The organism is Streptomyces sp. HUAS 31, assembly GCF_028198125.1.
Lineage (GTDB): Bacteria > Actinomycetota > Actinomycetes > Streptomycetales > Streptomycetaceae > Streptomyces > Streptomyces chartreusis.
Genome location: NZ_CP116353.1, coordinates 9,188,574 through 9,211,284, shown reverse-complemented (window position 1 = coordinate 9,211,284; position 22,711 = coordinate 9,188,574). Strand labels below are relative to the sequence as shown.

Annotated in this window: 20 protein-coding genes; 7 read left to right on the top strand and 13 right to left on the bottom strand. The window is 72.3% G+C overall.

What is annotated here, in order from left to right; translation table 11 throughout:
• Nucleotides 1–157: 157 nt before the first annotated feature.
• Entirely contained in the window at nucleotides 158–1,972 is a 1,815-nt protein-coding gene (locus PGH47_RS40035) for an ABC transporter ATP-binding protein (protein ID WP_271667555.1), read from the top strand.
• Between the two features lie 85 nt (nucleotides 1,973–2,057).
• Here PGH47_RS40035 and PGH47_RS40030 read toward each other — a convergent pair whose 3' ends face one another.
• Together PGH47_RS40030 and PGH47_RS40025 are read right to left on the bottom strand one after the other, a co-directional pair.
• Nucleotides 2,058–3,629, bottom strand: a complete 1,572-nt coding sequence (locus PGH47_RS40030; RefSeq protein WP_271667554.1) for an amidohydrolase — start codon at nucleotides 3,627–3,629, stop codon at nucleotides 2,058–2,060.
• A gap of 60 nt (nucleotides 3,630–3,689) precedes the next feature.
• On the bottom strand, nucleotides 3,690–5,207 hold the full coding sequence (locus tag PGH47_RS40025; RefSeq protein WP_271667553.1) for an APC family permease: 1,518 nt from the start codon (nucleotides 5,205–5,207) through the stop codon (nucleotides 3,690–3,692).
• 141 nt (nucleotides 5,208–5,348) lie between these two features.
• On the opposite strand from PGH47_RS40025, the gene PGH47_RS40020 reads away from it, so the two are divergent.
• From PGH47_RS40020 to PGH47_RS40010, 3 genes are all read left to right on the top strand, one after another.
• On the top strand, nucleotides 5,349–5,972 hold the full coding sequence (locus PGH47_RS40020) for a TetR/AcrR family transcriptional regulator (RefSeq protein WP_271667552.1): 624 nt from the start codon (nucleotides 5,349–5,351) through the stop codon (nucleotides 5,970–5,972).
• Nucleotides 5,973–6,071: 99 nt separating this feature from the next.
• Nucleotides 6,072–7,544 (top strand): FAD-binding protein, encoded by a 1,473-nt coding sequence (locus PGH47_RS40015; protein ID WP_271667551.1) that lies wholly within the window; start codon nucleotides 6,072–6,074, stop codon nucleotides 7,542–7,544.
• A 134-nt stretch (nucleotides 7,545–7,678) separates the two neighbouring features.
• Entirely contained in the window at nucleotides 7,679–8,218 is a 540-nt protein-coding gene (locus tag PGH47_RS40010) for a MarR family winged helix-turn-helix transcriptional regulator (RefSeq protein WP_271667550.1), read from the top strand.
• A 27-nt stretch (nucleotides 8,219–8,245) separates the two neighbouring features.
• Here the strand turns inward: PGH47_RS40010 and PGH47_RS40005 are convergent, their stop codons facing one another.
• From PGH47_RS40005 to PGH47_RS39955, 11 genes are read right to left on the bottom strand one after another with little or no spacing between them, the layout of a single operon-like run.
• Nucleotides 8,246–9,268 carry an aromatic ring-hydroxylating oxygenase subunit alpha gene (locus tag PGH47_RS40005; RefSeq protein WP_271667549.1) on the bottom strand — a complete coding sequence of 341 codons (1,023 nt, stop codon included), beginning with the start codon at nucleotides 9,266–9,268 and terminating at the stop codon, nucleotides 8,246–8,248.
• 1 nt (nucleotide 9,269) lies between these two features.
• A complete protein-coding gene (locus PGH47_RS40000) occupies nucleotides 9,270–9,500 on the bottom strand; it encodes a recombinase-like helix-turn-helix domain-containing protein (protein WP_093868377.1) in 231 nt (76 codons plus the stop codon).
• A gap of 17 nt (nucleotides 9,501–9,517) precedes the next feature.
• The gene (locus PGH47_RS39995; RefSeq protein ID WP_271667548.1) at nucleotides 9,518–10,462 is read right to left on the bottom strand and encodes a PDR/VanB family oxidoreductase; all 945 of its coding nucleotides are present in this window, start codon (nucleotides 10,460–10,462) and stop codon (nucleotides 9,518–9,520) included.
• Nucleotides 10,463–10,475: 13 nt separating this feature from the next.
• Nucleotides 10,476–12,101, bottom strand: coding sequence for a thiamine pyrophosphate-binding protein (locus PGH47_RS39990; RefSeq protein WP_271667547.1), 1,626 nt, complete (start codon nucleotides 12,099–12,101; stop codon nucleotides 10,476–10,478).
• Between the two features lie 11 nt (nucleotides 12,102–12,112).
• Nucleotides 12,113–12,904 (bottom strand): SDR family oxidoreductase, encoded by a 792-nt coding sequence (locus PGH47_RS39985; RefSeq protein ID WP_271667546.1) that lies wholly within the window; start codon nucleotides 12,902–12,904, stop codon nucleotides 12,113–12,115.
• Between the two features lie 26 nt (nucleotides 12,905–12,930).
• Nucleotides 12,931–13,665, bottom strand: coding sequence for an SDR family oxidoreductase (locus PGH47_RS39980; RefSeq protein WP_271667545.1), 735 nt, complete (start codon nucleotides 13,663–13,665; stop codon nucleotides 12,931–12,933).
• Nucleotides 13,658–14,179, bottom strand: coding sequence for a cupin domain-containing protein (locus PGH47_RS39975; protein WP_271667544.1), 522 nt, complete (start codon nucleotides 14,177–14,179; stop codon nucleotides 13,658–13,660). Before PGH47_RS39975 ends, PGH47_RS39980 begins: the two co-directional genes overlap by 8 nt.
• 15 nt (nucleotides 14,180–14,194) lie before the next feature.
• Entirely contained in the window at nucleotides 14,195–14,983 is a 789-nt protein-coding gene (locus tag PGH47_RS39970) for an alpha/beta fold hydrolase (RefSeq protein WP_271667543.1), read from the bottom strand.
• The gene (locus PGH47_RS39965) at nucleotides 14,980–15,783 is read right to left on the bottom strand and encodes an aspartate dehydrogenase domain-containing protein (RefSeq protein ID WP_271667542.1); all 804 of its coding nucleotides are present in this window, start codon (nucleotides 15,781–15,783) and stop codon (nucleotides 14,980–14,982) included. The genes PGH47_RS39970 and PGH47_RS39965 overlap by 4 nt, the downstream gene beginning before the upstream one ends.
• The gene (locus PGH47_RS39960) at nucleotides 15,780–16,736 is read right to left on the bottom strand and encodes a VOC family protein (RefSeq protein WP_271667541.1); all 957 of its coding nucleotides are present in this window, start codon (nucleotides 16,734–16,736) and stop codon (nucleotides 15,780–15,782) included. The genes PGH47_RS39965 and PGH47_RS39960 overlap by 4 nt, the downstream gene beginning before the upstream one ends.
• Nucleotides 16,737–16,758: 22 nt before the next feature.
• Complete coding sequence (locus tag PGH47_RS39955) at nucleotides 16,759–18,246, bottom strand: aldehyde dehydrogenase family protein (RefSeq protein ID WP_271667540.1); 1,488 nt, start codon at nucleotides 18,244–18,246, stop codon at nucleotides 16,759–16,761.
• A 300-nt stretch (nucleotides 18,247–18,546) separates the two neighbouring features.
• Here PGH47_RS39955 and PGH47_RS39950 point away from each other — a divergent pair, with 300 nt between their 5' ends.
• From PGH47_RS39950 to PGH47_RS39940, 3 genes are all read left to right on the top strand, one after another.
• On the top strand, nucleotides 18,547–19,950 hold the full coding sequence (locus tag PGH47_RS39950) for an MFS transporter (protein ID WP_271667539.1): 1,404 nt from the start codon (nucleotides 18,547–18,549) through the stop codon (nucleotides 19,948–19,950).
• 147 nt (nucleotides 19,951–20,097) lie between these two features.
• Entirely contained in the window at nucleotides 20,098–20,778 is a 681-nt protein-coding gene (locus PGH47_RS39945) for a class I SAM-dependent DNA methyltransferase (RefSeq protein ID WP_271667538.1), read from the top strand.
• Between the two features lie 63 nt (nucleotides 20,779–20,841).
• Nucleotides 20,842–22,710 carry an ATP-binding SpoIIE family protein phosphatase gene (locus PGH47_RS39940; RefSeq protein WP_271667537.1) on the top strand — a complete coding sequence of 623 codons (1,869 nt, stop codon included), beginning with the start codon at nucleotides 20,842–20,844 and terminating at the stop codon, nucleotides 22,708–22,710.
• Nucleotide 22,711: the final 1 nt, after the last annotated feature.

Here is a 22,711-nt window from a genome sequence, read left to right as displayed (position 1 = left end):
ATGTTACTTGTGGTACAGGGAAGTCGCGGTTCCGCCTGCCCCGTACGCCCCCCGCACGCTCCCACCGGCCCGGAAAACACTTGGACTGCGCCGCCCCGGGCGCGGGACACTGCGTATTCGACCAGTAACTCTACGTAGTCGAAATTGCAGGGGTGAGATGGGAACGCCTGAAACGCGCAGGGTTCTGCCGGGCAAGCGGTCGGTGCTTCTCGCACTTCGTCACTACGGGCGGGAGTTGACCCGTCTGAAGTGGCTGGCCATGCCGACGATGGCGCTGTCGGCCGTCGGCAACATCGGAATCAACTATGTGGCGCCGCTGATCGTCGCCAAGCTCGTCGGTGAGATCGCCGGCGACGGGGACATCACCGTCACCTCGACGCTGCCGTACGTCGCGGGCTTCGTCGGTGTGCTCCTGTTCTCCGAGGCCCTGTGGCGCGTGGCGCTGCACTGCCTGAACCGCCTGGACGCCCTGGGCATCGAGCATCTGTACGTGGTCGGCATGGACGAGTTGTTCGCCAAGGACGCCGCGTTCTTCCACGACAACTTCGCCGGGTCCCTGACCAAGCGGGTTCTGAGCTTCGCCTCCCGCTTCGAGTCCTTCGTGGACACGCTGACATTCCAGATCGTCGGGATGTTCGTGCCGCTGGCCTTCGGCGCGGTGGTGCTGTGGCGCTACGAACCACTGCTGGTGGTCGGCCTGCTGGTGATGATCACGGTGACTGCGGTGTGCGTGGTGCCGCTGATCCGGCGTCGGCAGGCGCTCGTCGACCAGCGTGAGGAAGCGATCGCGCGGGTGTCGGGGCATGTCGCCGACAGCCTGATGAACATGGACACGGTGCGGGCGTTCGCGGCCGAGGGGCGCGAGGCCGCCGAGCACCGCTCCCGGGTGGCCGCGTCCCGTCGGCTCACGCTGCGGTCGTGGGACTACGGCAATCTGCGCATCGACACCTTCGTCGCGCCGATGTCGGTGCTGACGAACGCGCTGGGTCTGCTGCTGGCGGTCACGCTCGGCGGGGGCGCGCACGGCGTGGAGGCGATCGTGGTGGCCTTCACCTACTACAGCAACGCGACCCGGATCATGTTCGAGTTCAACCAGATCTACCGTCGGCTGGAGAGCTCGATGACGGAGGCCGCGCAGTTCACGGAGCTGCTGCTGACCCCGCCGACCGTGCTCGACCCGCCGTCGCCGGAGCCGCTGTTGACCGACTCCTCCGACGTCCGATTCGAGAAGGTGAGCTTCGCCCACACCACTGGCCGGCCACTGTTCGACGGTCTCGACCTGGCGGTGCCCGCCGGCGCGAAGTTCGGCCTCGTGGGCCGGTCGGGCGGCGGCAAGACCACGCTGACCCGGCTGCTGCTGCGGATGACCGACATCGACGCCGGGCGGATCCTGATCGGCGGTCAGGACATCAGCCGGCTGCGCCAGACCGACCTGCGAGGCCAGATCGCCTACGTCCCGCAGGACCCGGCGATGTTCCACCGCACGCTGCGGGACAACATCGCCTTCGGCCGGCCGGACGCCGACGACGCCGAGATCCGCCGGGCGGCCGAGGCGGCGCATGTCACGGAGTTCGCCGACGCGCTGCCGCTGGGCTTCGACACCATGGTGGGCGAGCGCGGCATCAAGCTGTCGGGCGGTCAGCGTCAGCGGGTGGCGCTGGCGCGGGCGATCCTGCGCGACGCACCGATCCTGCTGCTCGACGAGGCCACCAGTGCCCTGGACTCGGAGAGCGAGCTCCTCGTGCAGGAGGCGCTGTGGCGGCTCATGGAGGGACGGACAGCGCTCGTGGTGGCGCACCGGCTGAGCACGGTCGCCACCATGGACCGGCTCGTCGTGCTCGACCGCGGGCAGATCGTCGAGCAGGGCAGCCACGACGAACTGCTCGCGAGGGACGGCGCCTACGCCAAGCTGTGGCAGCACCAGTCGGGCGGCTTCCTCGACGAGAGCCCGGAGCGGGCCGAGATGCCCTGAACTCACCATGCACGTCCGGCCCTTGACGAAGTGCGGCGCCTTCCTGAGGCGCAGACGGCGCCGCACCCCGCGACCGCTTGTCCGCTCAGACCTCACGGTGCACGACGTGTCCGCCCGTCACGGTGAGACGCACCGGCGCCCCGGCGACCTCGTCGCCGCCCGCGTCGACGGGATCGACGCCCAGCGCGGTCAGGTCGGCTCGGAACCCTACGGCGATACGGCCGGCGGCGGACGTCTCGCCGGCCGCGATGGCCGCGTGCGAGGTGCAGCCCTCCAGTGCCTGGAGACCGGTGAGTCCCGCCCTGGCCGAGGCAGCTCCGCGGGGCGCCCGGGCGGTGGCCAGGACGCTACGGGCGTCGAAGTGGGCGATGGGCCAGTCCGAGCCGAGCGCGACGACCGCGCCCGCGTCCCGCAGGTCCCGCAGCCGCCAGGCACGCGAGGCGCGCTCCTCGCCCAGCCGCCGGGACCACTCGTCGGACCGATCGGCCCGGGTGTAACCGGTGTGCGGTGGCTGCATGGAGGCGATGACGCCGAGCGGCGCGAACCGGGCCACGGTGTCGTCCGGCACCGACTCCAGGTGTTCCACGCGGTGGACGAGACGGGCGCCCGGCCCGAGCGACTCGACGGTGTCGAGTACGTGGCGCACGGCCGCGTCGCCGATGGCGTGGGTCGCCGTCCGCACCCCGGCACGGTGCAGATGGCGTACGGCCCCGCTGTACGCGGCGGGGTCCGGCCAGAAGGCGTCGGTGCCCTGGCCGTGGCAGTCCGGGTGTTCCAGCCAGGCGGTGCCGCCCTCGACGGTTCCGTCCATGAAGAACTTCACCCCTCCCACCCGCCAGTGCCGCCCGGCGCGTTCCTGGAGCGCGACGAGTTCGTCCAGGGCCTCCTTGTGGGCGCCCGGCATGCACCAGGGGGCGAAGCGCAGCCGCAGCGGCAGGACCGTCTCCCGCGCGACGGTGTCGACCAGGTCGAGGTCGCCGAGGTCCATGACGTGGGCTCCGGTGAGCCCGGTCGCCGCCATCGCGGACAGCAACTCGACCAGCCGGGCGCGTCGTTCGGCGTGCGAGGCCCGGGGTACGACCGCACCGACCAGGTCCATCGCGGCGTGCTCGACGAGGTGCCCGGTCAGGCGCCCGTCGGTGTCGGTCGCGAGGTGGGAGCGCTGTGCGAAGGTCCGGGGTCCGGTGACACCGGCAGCCGTCAGCGCGGCGCCGGTGACGAGGGCCGAGTGTCCGTCGTACAGGCGCAGGAAGGCCGGGGCGTCGCCCAGTACGTCCTCGATCAGGGCCCGGTCGATGGGCCGGCCCTCGAAGGCATTGTGGTCGAGGCCGTATCCGACGACCCATCCGTCGGTCCGTTCGGCCGTGGTGAGCCCCGCCCGGAGTCCGTCGAGGTCGCGGACCGAGGACAGATCGAGGCCGGTGGCCATCTCCAGGCCCCAGACGGGGTGGCTGTGGCAGTCCACGAGGCCGGGCACGAGGCTCGCCCCGGCCAGGTCCACGATCTCGGTGCCGGTTCCGCGCCAGTCCCGTACGTCGGCTTCCTCACCGATGGCGGCGATCAGTCCGTCGCGCACGGCCACCGCTGAGGCGTGCGGGCGCTCGGGGTCGAGGGTTCGGACGCGGGCGCCGGTGATGACGAGGTCGGCGGTGGGCATGTGGCTGCTTCTCCTTGATGGTCGGTCGTGGACGGTTCGCTGTCGCCGCGAGGCAGGAGGTCAGTCCCCGGCCCGGGAGGCCGCCGTCTGCGAGGCCGTGGCGTCCCCGGACCCGGCCTCGGCCGGCTCGGACGCGAACCGCGCATAGATCCCGGGCCTGCGGCGGCGCAGCCACTCGGCAAGCGCGAGCCCCGCCAGGAAGACCGCGGGGACGATGGCCGCGAGCAGCGTGTTCACGCCCGCGGAGGCTCCGGTGAACAGGTCCAGGTGCGTGATCACCAGGACGATGGCGGTGCTGAGCAGCACGGCGGCCACGACGGGCGCCACCACCGTGCGCAGCACGCCCTCACGGTGGCTGATGCGCCGGAAGTAGACGGGTACGGCGAGTGCGGCGAGCAGTTGCAGAGCCATCAGGCCCAGCATGCCCGGGGTGTTGACCCACAGCAGCAGTTGTCCGTAGGGGTCGGCGCCGGCCGCTGCGAAGGCGAGGACGACGACCGCGCCGAGCACGGTCTGGGCGATTCCGGCGACGTACGGCGAGCCGTGGCGCGGGTGGACCCTGGCGAGGGCCTTGGGCAGGATCCCCTCCTCGGCGAGGGCGAGGCCGTAGCGGTTGATGGCGTTGTGGAAGGCGAGCAGGGACGCGAGGACGCTGGTGACGATCAGTACGTGCATGAGGTCCGCGGCCCAGGCGCCGACGTACGTCGTGATGGCGGAGAAGAACAGGCCGGCGGGGTCGGTGCCGGCGGCCTCGACGACCTCGGCGTCCCCGAACGCCTGGATGACGGTCCAGACGACGAACGCGTAGAAGAGGCCGAGGAAGGCGACGGCGATGTAGGTGGCGCGCGGGACGGTACGGGCGGGGTCGCGGGCCTCGCGGCGGTAGATGACGGTCGACTCGAAGCCGGTGAACGCGGCGAACGCGAAGGCCAGGACCGCCGCGGTGCCGGGTACGAGGACGTTGCCGGGGGTGAAGGAGTGCAGGGACAGGCCGTGCGCCCCGCCCTTGATCAGTACTCCGGCGGCGAGCAGGGCGAGGATGCCGGTCTCGGCGGCGAGCAGGACGCCGAGGACCTTGGCGCCGAAGTCTATGGAGCGGTAGCCGCCGTAGCCGATCAGCAGGAGTCCGGCCAGTGACACGGGCAGCCACGGGACGTCGGTGCCGAACAGGGCGTGCGTGGTGTCCTGGGTGGCGGTGCCGAGGAGGCCGTAGACGCCGATCTCCATGCCGTTGTAGCCGATGAGGGCGAGGAGGGCTGCGCCGATGCCGATGTGGCGGCCGAGTCCGCGGGTGACGAACGCGTAGAAGGCGCCGCCGCTGCGGACGTGGCGGCTCATCGTGGTGAAGCCGACCGCGAAGACGGCGAGCGTGATGCCGGCCAGCAGATAGCCGACCGGGGCTCCGATCCCGCCGAGCAGGATCGCGAGGGGAGCGACGCCCGCCATGACGGTGAGCGGGGCGGCGGCGGACACGACGAAGAAGGCGATGTCGGCGGTGCCGAGCGAACCGGAGCGCAGGGACGGTCCGGCGGCCGGGGCGCCCTCGGCGGGGCCTGGGCCGGGAGTGGTGACGGGCACGGGAAAGCCCTTCTGAGCTGCGAGCAGAGGCGGGGAGCGGGCGTTCGGGGTGTCCGGCGCCGTAAATCTAAAGGCTTTCGGTTTTCGCAATGTAACCTCCCTTTCAGCAACCGGGAAGACCCTGGAGGGGGAACACACGCCATGGGACGGCCGCGCACACCTCTGCTCGACCGCGAGCGCATCACCACCGCGGCGCTCGAACTCGTCGACGCGCAGGGCGAGTTCAGCGTCCCGCAGATCGCGCGCCGGCTCGGTGTGCAGACCGGCTCGCTGTACCACCATGTGGACGGCCGGGACGGCATCGTGGAGCTGCTGCGCGAACGGGTGACGGAGGCCATCGACGCCACCACGCTGGACCTGCGCCCCTGGGACGCCGCCATGGCGGCCTGGGCGCGCTCCTACCGTGCCGCCTTCGCTGCGCATCCGCGAGCCATCCCGCTGCTGATGACGAACCCGGTGCGCGCCCCGCGCGTCCTGGAGCACTACGAGCGGGCCGTCACCCTCCTGCTGGACGCGGGATTCCGCACGGCGGACGTCATGCCCGTCATCATCGCCCTGGAGAACATGGTGCTCGGCTCGGCGCTGGACCTCGCCGCCCCCGAGGCCATGTGGGAGATAGCCGACGTCTCGGCGACCCCACGGCTGGCCGAGGCGCTCGCCGCGCTCGGCGACAGCCGTACGGACCGGTCCTTCGACCTGGCTCTGGAGGGCTTCCTCTCGCACGCGCGGCGCACGCTGGAGGCGCGCGGGGGCGCATCCGGCTGACGTGCCGGGAGGTCCGCGTTTCGTTCCCGCCATGCGGATTCAACTCGCCTAGGATGACCCGGACTTGGTGATTCCCCATAGTTCGTGAGGTGGCCCCGCATGTCCCACACGCCGTCGCGACGTACCGTTCTGCGCGGACTCACGGTCACCGGCGCGGCCGTGATCGGCTTCGCCCCCGCCACCCGCACCTGGGCCACGACCGCCACGGCGGACGGAACCGACCTGGTCGGGATCCCTCCGCTCGACGGCACGCTGAGCACGGACGAGGCGTCCCTGACGGCGGCCTCCGACGACTTCGGCCATATCGTGCACCGCCGCCCGGTGGCCGTACTGCGCCCCGGGTCGGTCCGTGACGTGGTGACCATGGTCCGGTTCTGCAACGAGCACCGGCTGCCGGTGGCGCCGCGCGGCCAGGGGCACGCCACACAGGGTCAGGCCCAGGTCTCGGGCGGCCTCGTCATCGAGACCGCGCCCCTCACCCGCATCGGCCCCCTGGGGCCGCACAGCACGACCGTCACCGTCGGCGCCGGCATCAGATGGAGCGAGCTGGCGAAGGCCACCATCGCGCACGGTCTCACCCCGCCGGTGTTCACCGACTATCTCGAACTGTCCGTCGGCGGCACCCTCTCCGTCGGCGGCATCGGCGGCCAGACCCATCGACACGGCGCCCAGGTCGACAACGTCACCGAGCTCCAGGTCGTCACCGGCGCAGGTGAGTTCGTGCGCTGCTCCCGGTCCCGGCGCCCCGACCTCTTCCACGCGGTCCTGGCCGGGCTCGGGCAGTGCGCCGTCATCGTCGCCGCCACCGTCCGCCTGGTGCGGGCGCCGCGGACCGTACGCCACTACCTGCTGCCGTACGACGACCTGGAGACCTTCCTCCAGGACCAGCGCACCCTGGTGCGCGAGGGACGCTTCGACTACGTCGAGGGCCAGGTCTCCGCGGACCCCGGGGGCGAGTTCCGGGTCCACACCCTGGAGGCGGTGGCGTACGGCCCACCGGCGGGCCCCGCACCGGACGACGCGGTCCTGCTGCGCGGCCTGCGCCACGACCCCTCCGGCGTCCAGATCGCCGACCTCTCCTACTTCGACTTCCTGGACCGGCTGGCACCTTCCGTCGCCGCGCTGAAGGAGGCCGGCCTCTGGGACTGGGCGCACCCCTGGCTCAACCTGCTGCTTCCCGGCAGGTCGACGGGCGCCCTCGTCTCCCGGATGCTGGACGACCTGACCCCGGCCGATCTGGGACCCGGCGTCGTGCTCGTCTACCCGATCCGGCGCGACCGCCTCACCACGCCGCTGCTGCGGGCGCCGGACGACGCGACGCCGTACCTGTTCGCGGTACTGCGCACGACGCCGCCGGACGACACGGCCACCGTCGACCGGCTGCTGGCGGCCAACCGGTCCTCCTACGAGCTCGCGGCGTCGGCCGGCGGCACCCAGTACCCGGTCGGCAGCATCCCCTTCACCCGGGCGGACTGGCGCACCCACTTCGGCCCGGTCTGGCCACAGCTGGTGAGGGCCAAGCGCACCTACGACCCGCGCGGGATCCTCGTCCCCGGCCAGGGCATCTTCTGAGCCCACCCGGCGCCCCCGCCCCGTCGGACGACGGTGGATGTTCGCCTCGGTTGTCTCAGGGCTAAGATTTCTCAGGGGGTGCGCGGGGCCACTGAGCCCGCGTTTCACGACAGGACCAGCCGTGAAGGGACGACATGGCTCAGCGCAGGGCGAGGCGGCCGGACGCCGTGGCGCGCATCGTGGAGGACTGGGCGCGCGAGCGCCCCGGTTTGGACACCTCGCCACTGGAGGTGCTGGCCCGACTGCACCGGGCCTACCTCCAGTACCAGTCGCGGCTCACGGCGCAGATCGAGAAGCACGGGCTGTCCGTCGCCGGGTTCGACGTCCTCACGGCGCTGCGCAGGGCCGGCGCGCCCTATCGGCTCACGGCGGGCCAGCTGGCCGCCTCCGGTCTGATCTCGTCGGCGGGTGTGACGCTGCGTCTGGACCGGCTGGAGAACGACGGGTTGCTCGTGCGCGAGCGCGACGCGGTCGACCGCCGTGTCGTGTACTCACGGCTCACCGACGCCGGGTTGCAGAAGGTGGACGAGGTGTTCGCCGAGCATCTGGAGAACGAGCGCCGGATGCTCGGCGGGCTCTCCCTGACCGAGCGCCGTCAGCTCGCCCGGCTGCTGTCCGGTCTTGAGTACTCGATCGTCGAGTCGGACACATTCGAGGAGGGCGCGGTGGGCTGACGAGCGGCCCGCCCCTCCCCCACGGCATCAGAGTGTCGCGGCCGCCTTGGACTGCTCCGCCGCCCGGGCCTGGTACAGGCGCCGCAGGCGGACCACGCCCAGGTCGTGCTGGTACAGGTTCTCCCGCTGGTCGGCGTCGGCGGGCATCGCCTCCAGCATGACGCGGTCCTGCTCCAGGACCTGCCAGTGGCGTTCCTCGATGAGGGTCTTGTAGAGGAAGCGCCAGGTGTCGCGCTGCCAGTCGGTCACCCTGCGGTAGCGCCAGAAGAAGACGCCGGTGCGTCCGGCGTCCACCGGGCAGGCCATACCCACGATGCCGAACGCGCCGCCCGGTCCCGCCGACGGCGGGTACGGGATGGACAGGTCCACCCAGTCGACGCCGGTGCGGCACAGCTCCACCCAGTCGAAGTTGACTCCGCGCTGGTCGGTCTTCTCGAAGAAGTAGCCGCGCTCGGTCTCCCGGATGCGGAACTTGGCCTTGGTGTCGCCGTCGTACATGGTGTGCGACTCGTGGTGGAGGAACGCGCCGTGCATCGGGTCGAGGAGGTTCTCCATGGCGTACCGCCACGGCACGTTCCACTCGGCGTAGCAGAGGAAGGCGGACACCTCCGGGTCGGTGAGCGGCTCCGGGAGGGTCAGCTCGGCGGGCTCCGGGTGCTCCTCGTCGCCGAACCAGGCGAGGATCGCGCCGCCGACCTCGCGGACCGGGAGGGACGTGACGAGGGTCTTGCCCTCCAGGTTGCAGCCGGGCAGGCCGGGCACGGAGGTGACCGTGCCGGAGCCGTCGACCTCGACGCCGTGGTACCAGCACGCGACCCGGTCACCCAGGTGTTTCCCGAGGGAGAGGGGTGCACCACGGTGGGGGCAGCGGTCGGCGAGCATCGACAGGGTGCCGTCGGCCTTGCGGAACAGCAGCCAGTTCTCGCCGAGGGCGGTGACCTTGCGCAGTCCGCCGGGGGCGACGAAGTCGGAGGGGACGACCGCGTGCCATTGGTTGCGCAGACCGTGGGCGTAGATGTGGGCTGCGGTGTCGGATACGGAAAGTGGCATCTCAGGCTCCCAGGCGCTGCATCTCGGTGCGGAAGGTCTCCTCGGTCCAGGGCGCGCCGGACGGCGTGCGGACCTGGCGGGCGTTGAGCCCGGCGACGACGTCGGCGAGTTCGTGGCCGTCGTGGGTGAAGATCTCCTCCAGGGTGCGGGCGAGCTTCAGCTCGTAGGTGGTCGGCTCGTGTCCGCGGGTCTGGTGCGGTTCGAGGTACGGCCAGGCGGTGTCGGTGGTCATGCGGGTCTCCGTACGGGTCACAGGTCCAGGACGAGGCGGTCGGAGGCGCACCGGGAGACGCAGAGCATCATCGTCTCGCCGGTGGCGCGTTCGGCCTCGCTGAGCAGGAAGTCACGGTGGTCGGGGGTGCCGGCCAGGACGCGGGTCTCGCAGGAGCCGCAGATGCCGTCCCGGCAGGAGGAGGCGACGGCCAGGCCCGCGTTCTCGGCCGCCTCCAGGACGGAGGTGCCGGCGTCGACGTTCAGGGTCACGCCGGATCTGCGGCACTCGACCTCGAAGGCGGTGTCGTCGCCGTCTCGTTCGACGACGGGCGCGGCGAACCGCTCGACCCTCAACTGCCCGGCGGGGCAGACCGCTTCGACGGCCTTGAGCAGGGGTTCCGGTCCGCAGCAGTAGACCAACGCGTCGGCCGGCAGGTCCCGCAGGGCGGCCGCGAGGTCGGGATGGCCGTGCTCGTCCTGCGGTACGAGGGTCACGTCGCCGTTGAGGGCGGACAGCTCGGCGCCGAAGGCCATCGAGGCCCGGGACCGGCCGCCGTGGATCAAGCGGTACGGGACGCCGTCCCGCTCGGCCCGCCGGGCCATCGCGAGGATCGGGGTGATGCCGATGCCGCCCGCGAGGAAGACGTACGAGGTGGCGGGCTCCAGCGCGAAGTGGTTGCGCGGGCCGACGGCGCGCACTGTCTGGCCGGGGCGCAGCTTGGTGTGCACGTGGCGTGAACCGCCGCGCGAGGACGGCTCGTTGAGCACGCCGAGGCGGTAGGCCGTCGGGTCGGCGGGGTCGCCGCACAGACTGTACTGGCGGACGAACCCGCCCACGTGCAGGTCGAGATGGGCGCCCGGCGTCCAGGCCGGCAGCGGCTTGCCGTCGGGGCGGGCCAGCTCGACGGAGAGGACGCCGTCCGCCTCCCAGGTCATCCGGCGGACGAGGAGGTCGAGTTCGTGCTCGTCGGTAGTGGTCATGACGGTGGCCTCCCTACGCGGTGGGGATCTTGACGGGTGGGGTGAAGGGGTTCTTCATCGGGCCGAGCGCGGTGAGGTCGACCTCGACGAGGGTGGGCCCGTCGGAGGCGAGGGCCGCCTCCAGGACCGGGGCGGCCTCCTCCGGGGCTGCGATGCGGGCGTAGGGCAGGGCGCAGGCGGCGGCGAGCGGACCGAAGTCGGGGGTGAACAGGTCGACGCCGGAGCGGCGTTCGCCGTACTTGTCCTGCATGTTGCGCAGGACGCCGTAGCCGCCGTCGTTGAAGACGATCAGGGTGAGGCGGGGGCGTTCCTGGGCGACGGTGAGCAGTTCGCCGAAGTGGACGGCGAGGCCGCCGTCGCCGGCGATCACCACGGTCGGTTCGTCGGGGCGGGCCAGCGCGGCGCCGATGCCCATGCCGAGGCCCTGGCCGATGCCGCCGCCGCGCGGGAAGACGTTGGCGCGCGGATCGTGGATCGGCAGGAGCCGGTTGCCCCAGGACGATGACGGGATGGTGACGTCACGGGCGACCACGGCGCCGCGCGGCAGGGCTGCGGCGAGGGCGTCGCACAGGGCGGCCTGCGGTCCGATGTCGTCGTGGAGTGCGGCCCGGACCTCGTGGCGTACGGCGGTGACCCGGGCCGACCAGTCGGCGTCGGCGCGGACGGCGGCCCCGGTCAGCGCGGGCAGGACGGCGGCGGCCTCGGCGTGCAGGGCGTGGCGCGCCGGGTAGACCCGGCCGAGCGCTTCGGCGTCCGCGTCGATCTGGATGTGGGCCTCGGGGAGCTTCAGGTTGTAGTCGGCGGTCTCGTTGGAGCGGAAGTGGGTGCCGATGGTGACGAGGAGGTCGGCGTCGGCGAGCAGGGCGCGTACGGCGGGGTTGGTGGCGAAGTTGCCGATCACGAGGGGGTGGTCCTCGGGGACCGAGCCACGCCCGGAGTTGGAGCCGATCAGTCCGGCGCCGGTGGCCTCCAGCAGTGCGGCGAGCTCCGCGCGGGCGTGGCGGGCGCCGCCGCCGGCCCAGATGAGCGGGCGGCGTGACGTGGCCAGCAGCGCCTGTGCGGCGGCGAGTTCGGCCGCGTCCGGGGAGGGAGCCTCACCGAAGGGGACGGCCTCGCCCGCGTCCTCCTGAGCCGTGTACTGGAGGTCGATCGGCCACTCGACGCTGGCGGGCCCGCCCGGCGTCGCGAGTGCCGCCGCGCTCGCCTCGCGCAGGACGCGTCCGGCGTCACGGGCGGAGGTGACGGTGGCCGCGTACGTCGACACGGCGCTGAGCATGCCGAGTTGGTCCTTGGTCTCGTGGATGAAGCCGCGCCCGCTGCCCAGGTACTGCGACTCGACCTGCCCGGTGACGTGCAGGACCGCGGTCCCGGCGGACAGGGCCTCGATCAGCGAACCGGCCGCGTTGCCCGCACCGGTGCCGGTGGAGGTGAGGGCGCAGCCGATGGATCCGCGTGCGCGGCCGTAGCCGTCGGCGGCGTTGACGGCGGTGGCCTCGTGCCGGACGGGGACGAAGCGCAGGTGGCGGTCGACGGCCTCCACGAGGGGCAGGTTGTGCACGGACACGATGCCGAAGACGGTGTCGATGCCGAGGGATTCGAGGTGGGCCACGAGGAGCTCGCCCCCGTTGTCGTACTGCATGGGCAGACTCCTCAGAGGATGCCGCGGCCGACTCCGCCGCAGACGTCGATGCTGGTTCCGGTGATGTAGGAGGCGCGCGGGGAGAGCAGCGCGACGATCGCGTACGCGACCTCCTCGGCACGTCCGAGCCGGCCGAGCGCGATGCCGCGGTCGGCGGCGAGTTCGGCCTGCCACTCCTCGTAGGTGAGGCCGCTGTCCGCGGCGGCGTGGCGGCGGGTCCACTGGCCGGTGTCGACGAGGCCGAGGCACACGGAGTTGACGCGGATGCCCTCGGCGGCGAGTTCGGTGGCGAGGGACTTGGAGAGGTTGAGGATGCCGGCGCGGGCGGCGCTGGTGGTGATGAGGCGGGTCTCGGGCTGCTTGGCGAGGACCGCGTTGACGTTGACGACGGCGGCGGCGTCCGAGGCACGGAGGTGGGATCGGGCCGCGGACAGCGGGTTGAGGACCCCGGCGAACTTCAGCTCCAGTTCGTCGCGCCAGTCCTCGGCGGTGGTCTCGTCGAGGCGCTTCATGCGGGACTGGCCCGCGTTGTTGACCAGGGCGTCGAGCCGGCCGCCGAGGTGCCGCGCGGCTTCGTCCGTGAAGTGCCGTACGGCGTCCGGGTCGCGGACGTCGCACGTGCCGGTGAACAGCCGGTCGGGTCCGGCGCCCAGGCGGGCGGCGGCCTTGGCGAGCCGTTCCGGGTCGCGTCCGCAGGCGGCGACGCGGGCGCCCTCGTCGAGCAGGGCTCGGACCGTGGCCAGGCCGACGCCCGAACTGCCGCCGGTGACCAGGACGGTGCGGCCGGCGAGGCCGAGATCCATGACGTACTCCTTGCAGATGGGGTGGTTCAGTGCATGGTGAAGCCGCCGTTGACGGCGATCACTTGGCCGGTGAGGTAGCGGGACTCCGCGCCGAGCAGGAAGGACACGAGACCGGTGAGGTCGTCGGGCTGCTGCGGCCGGGAGATGGCACGGCGCTCGGCGTAGAGCGCGTGCCGCTCGGGCGGGACGCTCTCGGTGGCCTCGACCTCGGTGAGGCCGGGGGCGAGGGCGTTGACGGTGATGCCCCGCTCCCCCAGTTCACGGGCCATGGCCCGGGTGAGGGAGATGACCGCGCCCTTGGAGGCGATGTAGTGGGCGAGGCGCGGTGAGCCGTGAAGGGCGGCGTCCGAGGCGATGTTGACGATCCGGCCGGGCCCGGTCATCAGCGGGAGCAGATGCTTGGCGACGAGCCAGGGGCCGCGGGCGTTGACCGCCATGAGCCGGTCCCAGGTCTCGACGTCGATGTCCTGGAACTCCTTGCCGCCCACGCCGTTGGCGAGCGCCGCGTTGTTGACCAGGCCGTACACCGGGCCGGTTGCGGCGAGCCGGTCCGCGAGCGCGGCGACCGAGGCCGGGTCGGCGACGTCGAGCGGCACGAACTCCGCCGTGCCGCCGTCCTGTTGGATCCGCGCGGCCGTGCGCTCGCCCCACTCCTGGTTGAGCTCGGCGACCACGACCCGGTACCCGTCGGCCGCCGCCCGGCGGGCCATGGCCTCCCCCAGGCCACGGCCCGCCCCGGTCACCACGACCTGCTCAGTCACGGGTGACGCCGTACAGCGGCGAGTACTCGGGGTACGTCGGCACCTGCGGCTTCTGCGTGCCGATGATCACGCAGAACAGCGCGTCGGTGTCGCCCTCGTTCTTCAGGGAGCGGGTGACGCCGGCGGGCACCACGATCATGTCGCGGTAGCCGAGGGTGCGGTACTCGACCTCGTCGGGGCCGCGGTGGATGCCGACGCGGACCTGGCCCTCCAGGACGAAGAACGCCTCCTCGACGTCGTGGTGGGTGTGGGCCGGGCCCTCGGCGCCGGGCGGCAGCAGCATGTTGGAGAAGGTGAAGCCGCCGGAGGGCAGGATCCGGTTGTCGTTCTCGTGGTTGCCGGTGGCGCCGGAGCCGACGTAGCGGATCTGTGCGCGCTTGAACTGCGGGCCGGCCTTCTCCTGGAAGGACAGGGTGCCCCAGTCGGGGTCGCGGGTCTCCTGGGTGGCGATCAGGGAGTCGGTGTACTTGGCGAGGTCGCCGTTGTTGTCGTACTCGGTGGTGGTCAGCGGCATGGAAATCGGGCCTTCCTAGCGGTGGGTGACGATGTGCAGATGGGAGGCGAGCCAGGCGTTGACGTGCTCGGGCCGCTCCTGGTTGGCCAGGTGACCGGCGTCCTTGACGATCACGTAGGCGGTCCGGTGCAGACCGCCGGCCAGGACCTGTGAGGCGTCGGGACCGGTGATCCGGTCCTGGTCGCCGCACAGGACGAGGGTGGGCGCGGTGACTTGGCCCAGTTCGCCGCGCAGATCGGTGGCCGCCATGGCGTCGGCGGCGTGGCCGTAGCCGGGCAGCCGGACGGCGGCGGCCATGGTGGCGGTGACGCGTCCGACCAGGTCTGCGGGCGCCCCGGCGGACAGCAGGCGGGGGCCGCGGGCGGCGGCGAAGGCTTCCGGGCCGAGCCGGGCGAGCTCGCCGGCACGGTCCCGCATCGCGGTCGCCCTGTCCGGGTCGGCGCCGGAGCCGGGCGTGGAGCCGACGACCATCAGCGACTCGACGAGGTCCGGGTGGCGGGTGGCCAGCCGCAGCGCGATCACACCGCCCCAGGAGACGCCGAGGACATGGGCGCTGCCGCCGCGGGCCCGGATCACGTCGGCCGCGAGGTCGGCGTAGTCGTCCATCGTCAACGGGCCGGTCGGGTCGGCCGACCCGGCGTACCCGGGTGCGTCCCAGGCGAGCATGCGGTACGACCGGCCGAGCGCCGCGAACTGCGGTGCGAAGGCCGCCGAGGACGAGCCGATGCCGTGCAGGCACAGGACGAGCGGGCCGCTGTCGCCGGCCTCTTCGAGGTGAAGCCCAGCCGGGTCGTAGGCCGTCACAGGATCTGTCCGGTCCGGCCGGCGAGGGCGGCGAGCGACCGCAGCACCGCGTACGGGACGACCTGGCTGGTGGCCGGGTTGGCGGTGTCGGGCAGGTGCCGCACCTCGAAGCGGTAGCTGCCGTGCGCGCCGCTCGCCTCGACGACGTGGGAGGTGTGCCGGGCGGCGGGGTCGGCGACGACGCTGACCCGTACCGCGTCGGAGTCCCCGACGGCGAGCGCCACGGACGCGGCGACGTTGGTCGACTTCGGGAACTTCACGGGTACGTCCCGCGCGGTGCCGGCCATCACCTCGACCGGCGCGGTGGCCGACCGCATCCTGCCGAGCAACTCCTCGTCCATCCAGGGCTGTTCGAGGGTGGAGGGCAGTTTGGTGGTGGTCAGGCGCACGTCGTCGAGCGGGCCCATGGCGCGTGCGGCCTGGAGCAGGTCGAGTCCGCCGACCGCGCCGCCGGTGAAGTACACCCGGCCCGGACCGGCGTTCAGGAGTTCCTTCGCGAGCCTCTCGTCCGTGAGCGCCCCGGTGGAGGCGACGAGCAGGTCGGTGCCGGAGGCGAGGATCGTCGTACCCCACTCGCGCACGACGCCCTGTCCGGCGGCCTCGACGATCAGGTCGCAGGATTCCAGGGCCTGTTCGAGGGTGCGCTGGGGGACTGGGACCGAGTCGCCGAGCGGCCGGTTGTCGACCACGCAGACCAGTTCGGCGCCAGGGATCTCGCCGGCGGCGAGGGCGCCGCCGACGACTCGGCCGATGGCGCCCCAGCCGATGAGGCCGACGCGGCGCGGTGCGGTGCTGCTCATGCGGGGACTCCTTCGGCGGGTTGGGCGGCTTCGACGTCGAGGGGCGGGACGACGGGGCTGCCGTCGGGCGTGCCCGCCATGTGGGCGCGGATGTGTTTCGAGGGCGGGCCTGCGGTGCCCCAGACGTCGGAGAGTTCGGGGGTGCGGCGCCACACCTTGCAGATCCAGGCGTCCTCGACGATCTGGGCGACCTCGGAGGTGTACTCGCAGACGAGGCCGGTGGGGTCGGTGAAGTAGGAGAAGGTGTTGTTGCCCGGCCCGTGGCGCCCGGGGCCCCACTCGGGGATGACACCGTGGTGGCGGAGCCGGCCGAGGCCGCGCATGAAGTGGTCGACCGAGGTCATCTCGTAGGCCACGTGGTTGAGCGACACCCAGGGCGCCTGGTTGAAGGCGATCGAGTGGTGGTCGGCGTTGCAGCGCAGGAACGCCATCTGGTGCTCGGACCAGTCCGAGACACGCATGCCGAGGACGTCACGGTAGAAGGCGACCGAGGCGTCGATGTCGGGAGTGTTGAGGACGGCGTGGGTGACACCGACCGGCACGGCGGCGTCGCGTCCGCGGGCGGTGACGGCCCAGGTGTCGGCGGAGAGTTCGACGAGCCGTCCGTCGAGGTCGTGGAAGCGCAGGCCGTAGCCGCCGCCGACCTGGTCGAGGGGGCCGGGTCCGGTGACGGGCGTGATGCCGCGCGCCTGGAGTCGCCGCGCGGCCTCGTCGATCTCGGCGGGTGTGGCCACGGCGAAGGCGAGGCGTCCCAGGCCGATGCGGTCGGCGCGGGTGAGCTGGAGGGCGTGGTGCTCCTCGCCGGTGCCGCGCAGCCAGCTCGTGCCGGCCTCGGTCTCGACGACCTCCAGTCCCCAGACCTCCTCGTAGAAGTCGGTGGCCTGCGTGAACTCGGGGGTGAGCAGCTCGACGGAGCGCAGGGCGCGCAGCCGGGCTATCGGGGGGTGGTTCATGGTGTGGTCTCCCGGTTGCGGGTCAGCCGGCCCAGGGCAGGGGTGTCGTGTCGGTGCCCCAGTACAGGGACTTCTGCCGCTGGTAGGAGCGGATGAGGTCGCGGCCCTTCTCGGTGCCGAGGCCGCTGTCCTTCATCGCGCCGAAGGGGGTGGAGATGGAGAACTGCTTGTAGGTGTTGATCCAGACGGTCCCGGCGTCGATACGCCGGGCGAGCCGCCAGGCGGCGTGTGCGTCACGGGTCCAGATGCCGCAGGCGAGCCCGTAGACGCTGTCGTTGGCCTGCCGGACCAGGTCGTCCTCGTCGTCGTAGGGCAGTGCGACCAGGACGGGGCCGAAGATCTCCTCCTGGCAGGTGCGGGCCGAGTTCGGCAGGCCGTCGATGACGGTCGGCAGGTAGTAGGCGCCGGCCGCGTACCGCTCGCCGTCGGGGATCGCGCCGCCGCACAGCACTCGGCCGCCTTCGGAGCGCGCGAGGTCCACGTACTCGGCGACGGCGTCGCGGTGCCGGTGGTGGACGAGCGGGGCGACCTGGGTGTCCGGGTCGGTGCCCGGCCCCACGCGCAGCTTGCGCACGCGCTGGACGAGCTCGCCGACGAAGGAGTCGTACAGCGTCCGGTGCACGAAGAGCCGGGAGCCTGCGATGCAGGACTGGCCGCTGGAGGAGAAGACCCCGAACATCACGCCTGCGAGGGCCTGCTCGACGTCGGCGTCCTCGCGGACGATCGTCGGCGACTTGCCGCCGAGTTCGAGGGAGGCCGGGACGAGCTTGCCGGCGGCGGTGCGGGCGATGGCACGGCCGGTGGTGGTGCCGCCGGTGAAGCCGATGCGCTTCACGAGCGGGTGGGTGACGATCGCGTCCCCGACGACGCGGCCCTTGCCCGGCAGCACCGACAGCAGCGCGGTCGGCAGTTCCTCCTCGGTGAGCACCCGGTGGACCAGGCGTCCGAAGGCGAGGGAGACGAGCGGGGTCCACTCGGCGGGCTTCAGCAGGACCGCGTTGCCGCCCGCGAGGGCCGGGGCGACCTTCTGGGCGTCCGAGGCGATCGGTGAGTTCCACGGGTTGATCGCGCCGACGACGCCGATCGGCTCGTGCACGCTCATCGTGACGTACGGCCCCCGGGACGGGGTGATCGAGTCCTCGGCGGTCTCCAGCGCCGCCGCCGTGTAGCGGAAGGTGCCGGCGGCGCTGAGGGCGAGGGCGCGGGTCTCGGTGCGGGTCTTGCCGGTGTCGGCGGTCTGGAGGGCGGACAGGTCGGCGGCGTGCTCCTCGATCAGGTCGCCGATCCGGTGCAGGACGCGGGCGCGCCGGTGCGGGAGCAGGTCCCGCCAGGCGGGTGTCGCCACGGCCTCGGCGGCGGCGCGGGCCGCCTCGTCGACATCGGCGGGCGAGGCGGCGTGGACGGTGGTGATCGGGCGGCCGTCGGCCGGGTCCACGGTCACGATCGGCGTTCCCGTGCCGCGCCTGAAGCACCCCCCGATGAGGATCTCGTCGACCGGTGTGCGCGACATGGCAGAACCTCCGTTGGGCATGTATCGAAGTCCTGAACATCTAAGGGCTTAAGTATTTTTGCCGCAAGAGGACCTGGCAAAGTTTTTTCATCGACGTGGGGACGAACCCTTGACGACCTGCTTCACAGACGGGATAAAACTTGAGCGCTGAGAGATTTAGCGCTTAGCCAGACTGGCCTCGTCCCCACCTCTGTCGCCGCCCCGGTGCACGGCTGTCGCCGTCGCCGGGCCGGCCCGAACCCACCCGTGCGTATCCTGTGCCTTTCACAGCACCAGTGCGCGGGTCCGGAGGACCCCTCCATGACGACCGACACTCCCCATGCCACCGCGGGGCGCCCCGCGGACACGGCGGCGCTCGTGGCCGCCATCGGCGCCCGCTTCGAGCGTCTGCCCCTGTGCCGCTGGCACGTCACCGTCCGGCTCATCATCGGCGCGGTGACCTTCTTCGAGGCCTTCGACCAGTTGCTCATCGCCTACGCACTGCCCGAACTGCGCGCCGAGTGGCACCTGAGCACCGGCCAGACCACGTCCCTGATCACGGTCGGGTCCGTGGGCATGCTGGCCGGCGCGCTGCTGTCCGGCCGCCTGGCCGACCGGATCGGCCGGGTCAAGGTGATCGCGGCGTGCATCGCGCTGTCAGGCGTGTGCAGCCTGCTGCTGACGCTGTGCGCCTCGCCGGGGCCGTTCATGGCGCTGCGCTTCGTGCAGGGTCTCGCCATCGGCGGTGAGGTGCCGGTCGCGGCCACCTTCATCGCCGAGATCACCCGCGCCCACAAACGGGGCCGGTTCGTCCTGCTGTACGAGCTGGTCTTCCCCGCCGGTCTGACCGCGTGCGCGGTGCTCGCCTGGTGGCTGATGCCGCTGCTCGGCTGGCGCTGGATGTTCGGCCTCGCCGCGATCCCGGGCGTGCTGTGCGTGCTGGTCGTGCGCTGTGTGCCCGAGTCGCCGCGCTGGCTCGCGGACCACGGCCGGCACGACGAGGCGCTCGCGACGATGGCCTCGATCGAGGCGAAGGTGGAGAAGATCACGGGCGAGCCGCTGCCGCAGCCGGCGCCCGCCGCACCCGTCGCACGCGAGTCCCACGCCAGGAGCGGCCTGCGCGAGCTCCTCACCGGCCGCTACCGCAAGCGCACCCTGGTCGTCTGCACCCTGTGGTTCTGCGGCTACTTCGTCAACTACGGCATCTCGTCCTGGCTGCCCACCATCTACGGCTCCCGCTTCCACCTGGATCTGTCCGACGCGCTGCTGTACTCGACGGTGACGTCCTGCGCGGGCTTCCTCGGCTGTCTCGTCGTCGCCCTGACCGTGGACCGGATCGGTCGGCGCCACACCGTCACGTGGTGTCTGGGCGGTGCCGCCCTGTGCCTGCTGCTCCTCGGCCTCTTCGCCGGTGGCTCGGCGAGCAGCGTGCTGATCTGGACGTCCCTGTCGGCGGTGTTCTTCTTCGGCGCGAACATCTGCCTGTACCTGTACACGCCCGAGCTGTTCCCGACCCGGATGCGGGCCCTCGGCACGAGCCTCGGCGGTGCGGTCAACCGCCTCGGCGTGATCCTCGGCCCGATCGTCGTCGGCGCGGTGTACGCGGGTGGCGCGCTCGGCACCGTCTTCGTGACGCTCGCCGTGGTCGCCCTCGTCGGGTCGCTCACCGCGGGAGTGGCCGCGGAGGAGACGAGCGGCCGGCAGCTGGAGGACGTGGCCCCGTAGGCGACGGATCGCTCACGCCGGGATTCAGGGGATCCCGGCGTGAGAACTGTTGTCAAAATCGGGCATCATTGGTCACATCGGGATGAATAACTTCATGCCCATATGAAGTAATCGAAATCGACCATGATGCCTGCGAGGAGATTCCTTGTGAGCAACCCCGCCGACGGGCTCGACTACGGGACTCTACGGCTCGACCGCACAGGTCAGGCCGAGGCCTTCGACGTGATCGGCGACCGCTACGACGAGGCCTTCCCGCACAAGGAGGGCCAGATCGCCGCCGCCGACTGGCTCATCGGGTCGCTGCGGACCGGATCCCGGGTCCTGGACCTGGGCTGCGGCACCGGGCTCCCGACCGCGCGCCAGCTGGCTCTCGCGGGATTCGACGTGGTCGGGGTGGATCTGTCGGAGCGCATGGTCGCGCTGGCCCGCGGTCATGTGCCCGGCGGTGTGTTCCACCGGGCGGACATCGCGGACCTGCGACCCGGCGGCCCCCTGGACCTGGGCCGCTTCAACGCGGTGACCGCCTTCTTCTCCCTGCTCATGCTGCCGCGCGGCGAGATCCCGCTCGCCCTGCGGACCGTCCGCCACCTGCTCGCTCCGGGAGGTCTGTTCGCACTGTCGATGGTGGAGGCCGACGTGGACGACTTCACGATCCCCTTCATCGGAAGCAGCATCCGCGTCTCCGGCTACCTCGGCGACGAACTGCGCGAGGTCGTCCAGGAGGCGGGCTTCGAGATCGCCGGCGAGTCCTCGTACACCTACGCGCCGGCGGCCGCCGACATCCAGCCCGAGGTGCAGATCTTCCTGCGCTGCGCACGGCGGGCGTGACGACTTCAGGTCCGCCCGCTCGGAGGCGGACCGCACAGCGCAAGGGGAGGCACAAGGACGGGCATGGCGAAGCAGCTCGGAGGTGGTGACGGCATCCGGGACCAGACACCCGGCATGCGTGGACGTGCTGCGCCGCACCGGCCGCAGCGCCCCGATCCGACGTCCCGGTCCGGGCCGGCTCCTCCCCCGGCCCCGCTCGGCGAGGCACCGGGACCGGACCTCACCGGGCCGCTGACCGACCGGCTGCGTTACCTGGACGCCGCGACCCGGCGGATCGCCCGCGGCATGAACCTCGACGAGACCCTCTGGGAACTGTGCCGGGCAGCCGTCCCGGCCTTCGCCGACCGGGCGTACATCCACCTCTACGCCCCCCTGCCGGTCGGCGACGAGACCGCAGCCGAGCCGGGCGTCCTGCAACTGCACTGCACCGACCGCTCCGAACGCCGGGACCCCGATGCCCCGGACGCCGAGCCGGCCCCGGCCGACCAGGACGACCCCCAGGCCGCGGAGACCGTGCGCCCGGTACCCGGCAGCCCGCTCGCCGGACTGCTCCGGGAGGGGCGGCCGGCGCTGGGCGACACCCCGGGCGTCGCCTCCGCCGCGGCCGAGCTGCTGGGCACGCCGGGCACTCCCCCGGCGCTCCCTGCCGGGCAGCGGCTGATCTTCGCGCCGCTGCACGGCCGCAGCCACGCGCTGGGCAGCGTCCTGCTCACCCGCGAAGCCGGCCGGGAGGACTTCACCGCCGACGACCTGCTCGTGGCCTCCCAGCTCGCCACGCACACCGCGCTCGGGCTGGAGAAGGCGATGCTGTACGAGCGTGAGGCCTCCGTCGCGAACACCCTGCAGCGCACGATGCTCCCGCCCTCGCTCCCGAAGCCGCCCGGCGTCCGGCTGGCCAGCCGCTATCTGCCGTCCTCGCGCACCGCCCAGGTCGGCGGCGACTGGTACGACGCCATCCCGCTGCCCGGCAACCGTGTCGCGCTGGTCATCGGCGATGTCATGGGCCACTCCATGACCTCGGCGGCGATCATGGGCCAGCTGCGCACCAGCGTGCAGACCCTGGCCGGGCTGGACCTGCCCCCGGACGAGGTGCTGCACCACCTCGACGACCAGGCGGGCCGGCTGGGCAGCGAGCACACGGCGACCTGCCTGTACGCCCTGTACGACCCGGTGCTGCACCGGCTGCTCGTGTCCAACGCGGGCCATCTGCCGCCGGTGCTGCTGCGCCCCGACGGCGGCGTCGAGGTCCTCGAAGCCCCGCCCGGAGCGCCGATCGGCGTCGGCAGCGGCGGCTTCCGGTCCGTCGAGACGCATGCGCCGGCCGGGGCGACGCTGCTGCTGTACACCGACGGCCTGGTCGAGTCCCGTGACTCGGACGTCGTGACCGGGGTGGAGCGGCTGTGCGCCCGGCTGGGTACGGCCGCCCGCGGGCCCGCCGCCCCGGCGCTGGAGGAACTGTGCGACGCGGCCCTCGGCGCGCTGGGCTCCGGGGAACGCGACGACGACATCGCGCTGCTGGCCGCCCGGTTCGAGGGCATCCTGCCGGAGACCGTCGCCTACTGGTACATGGCGCCTCGCCCGCAGACCGCCGGGCAGGCCCGCCGGCTGACCCGCCGCACGCTCGCCGACTGGGGGCTCGACTCCCTGGTGGAGACCACCGAGCTGCTGGTCAGCGAGGTGGTGGCGAACGCGGTGCGGTTCGCCGCCCGGCCGATCACCCTGCGGCTGCTCCACACCGACGTGCTGCGCTGCGAGGTGGGCGACGACTCCACGGTGGTGCCGAGGATGCAGCACGCCCGGCTGAGCGACGAGGGCGGCCGAGGGCTGTTCCTCGTCGACCAGCTCGCTCAGCGCTGGGGCGCGACGAGGCTGAGCACGGGCAAGGTGGTCTGGTTCGAACAGCCCCTGCCCCGCACGCCCGGGGCGCGCTGAT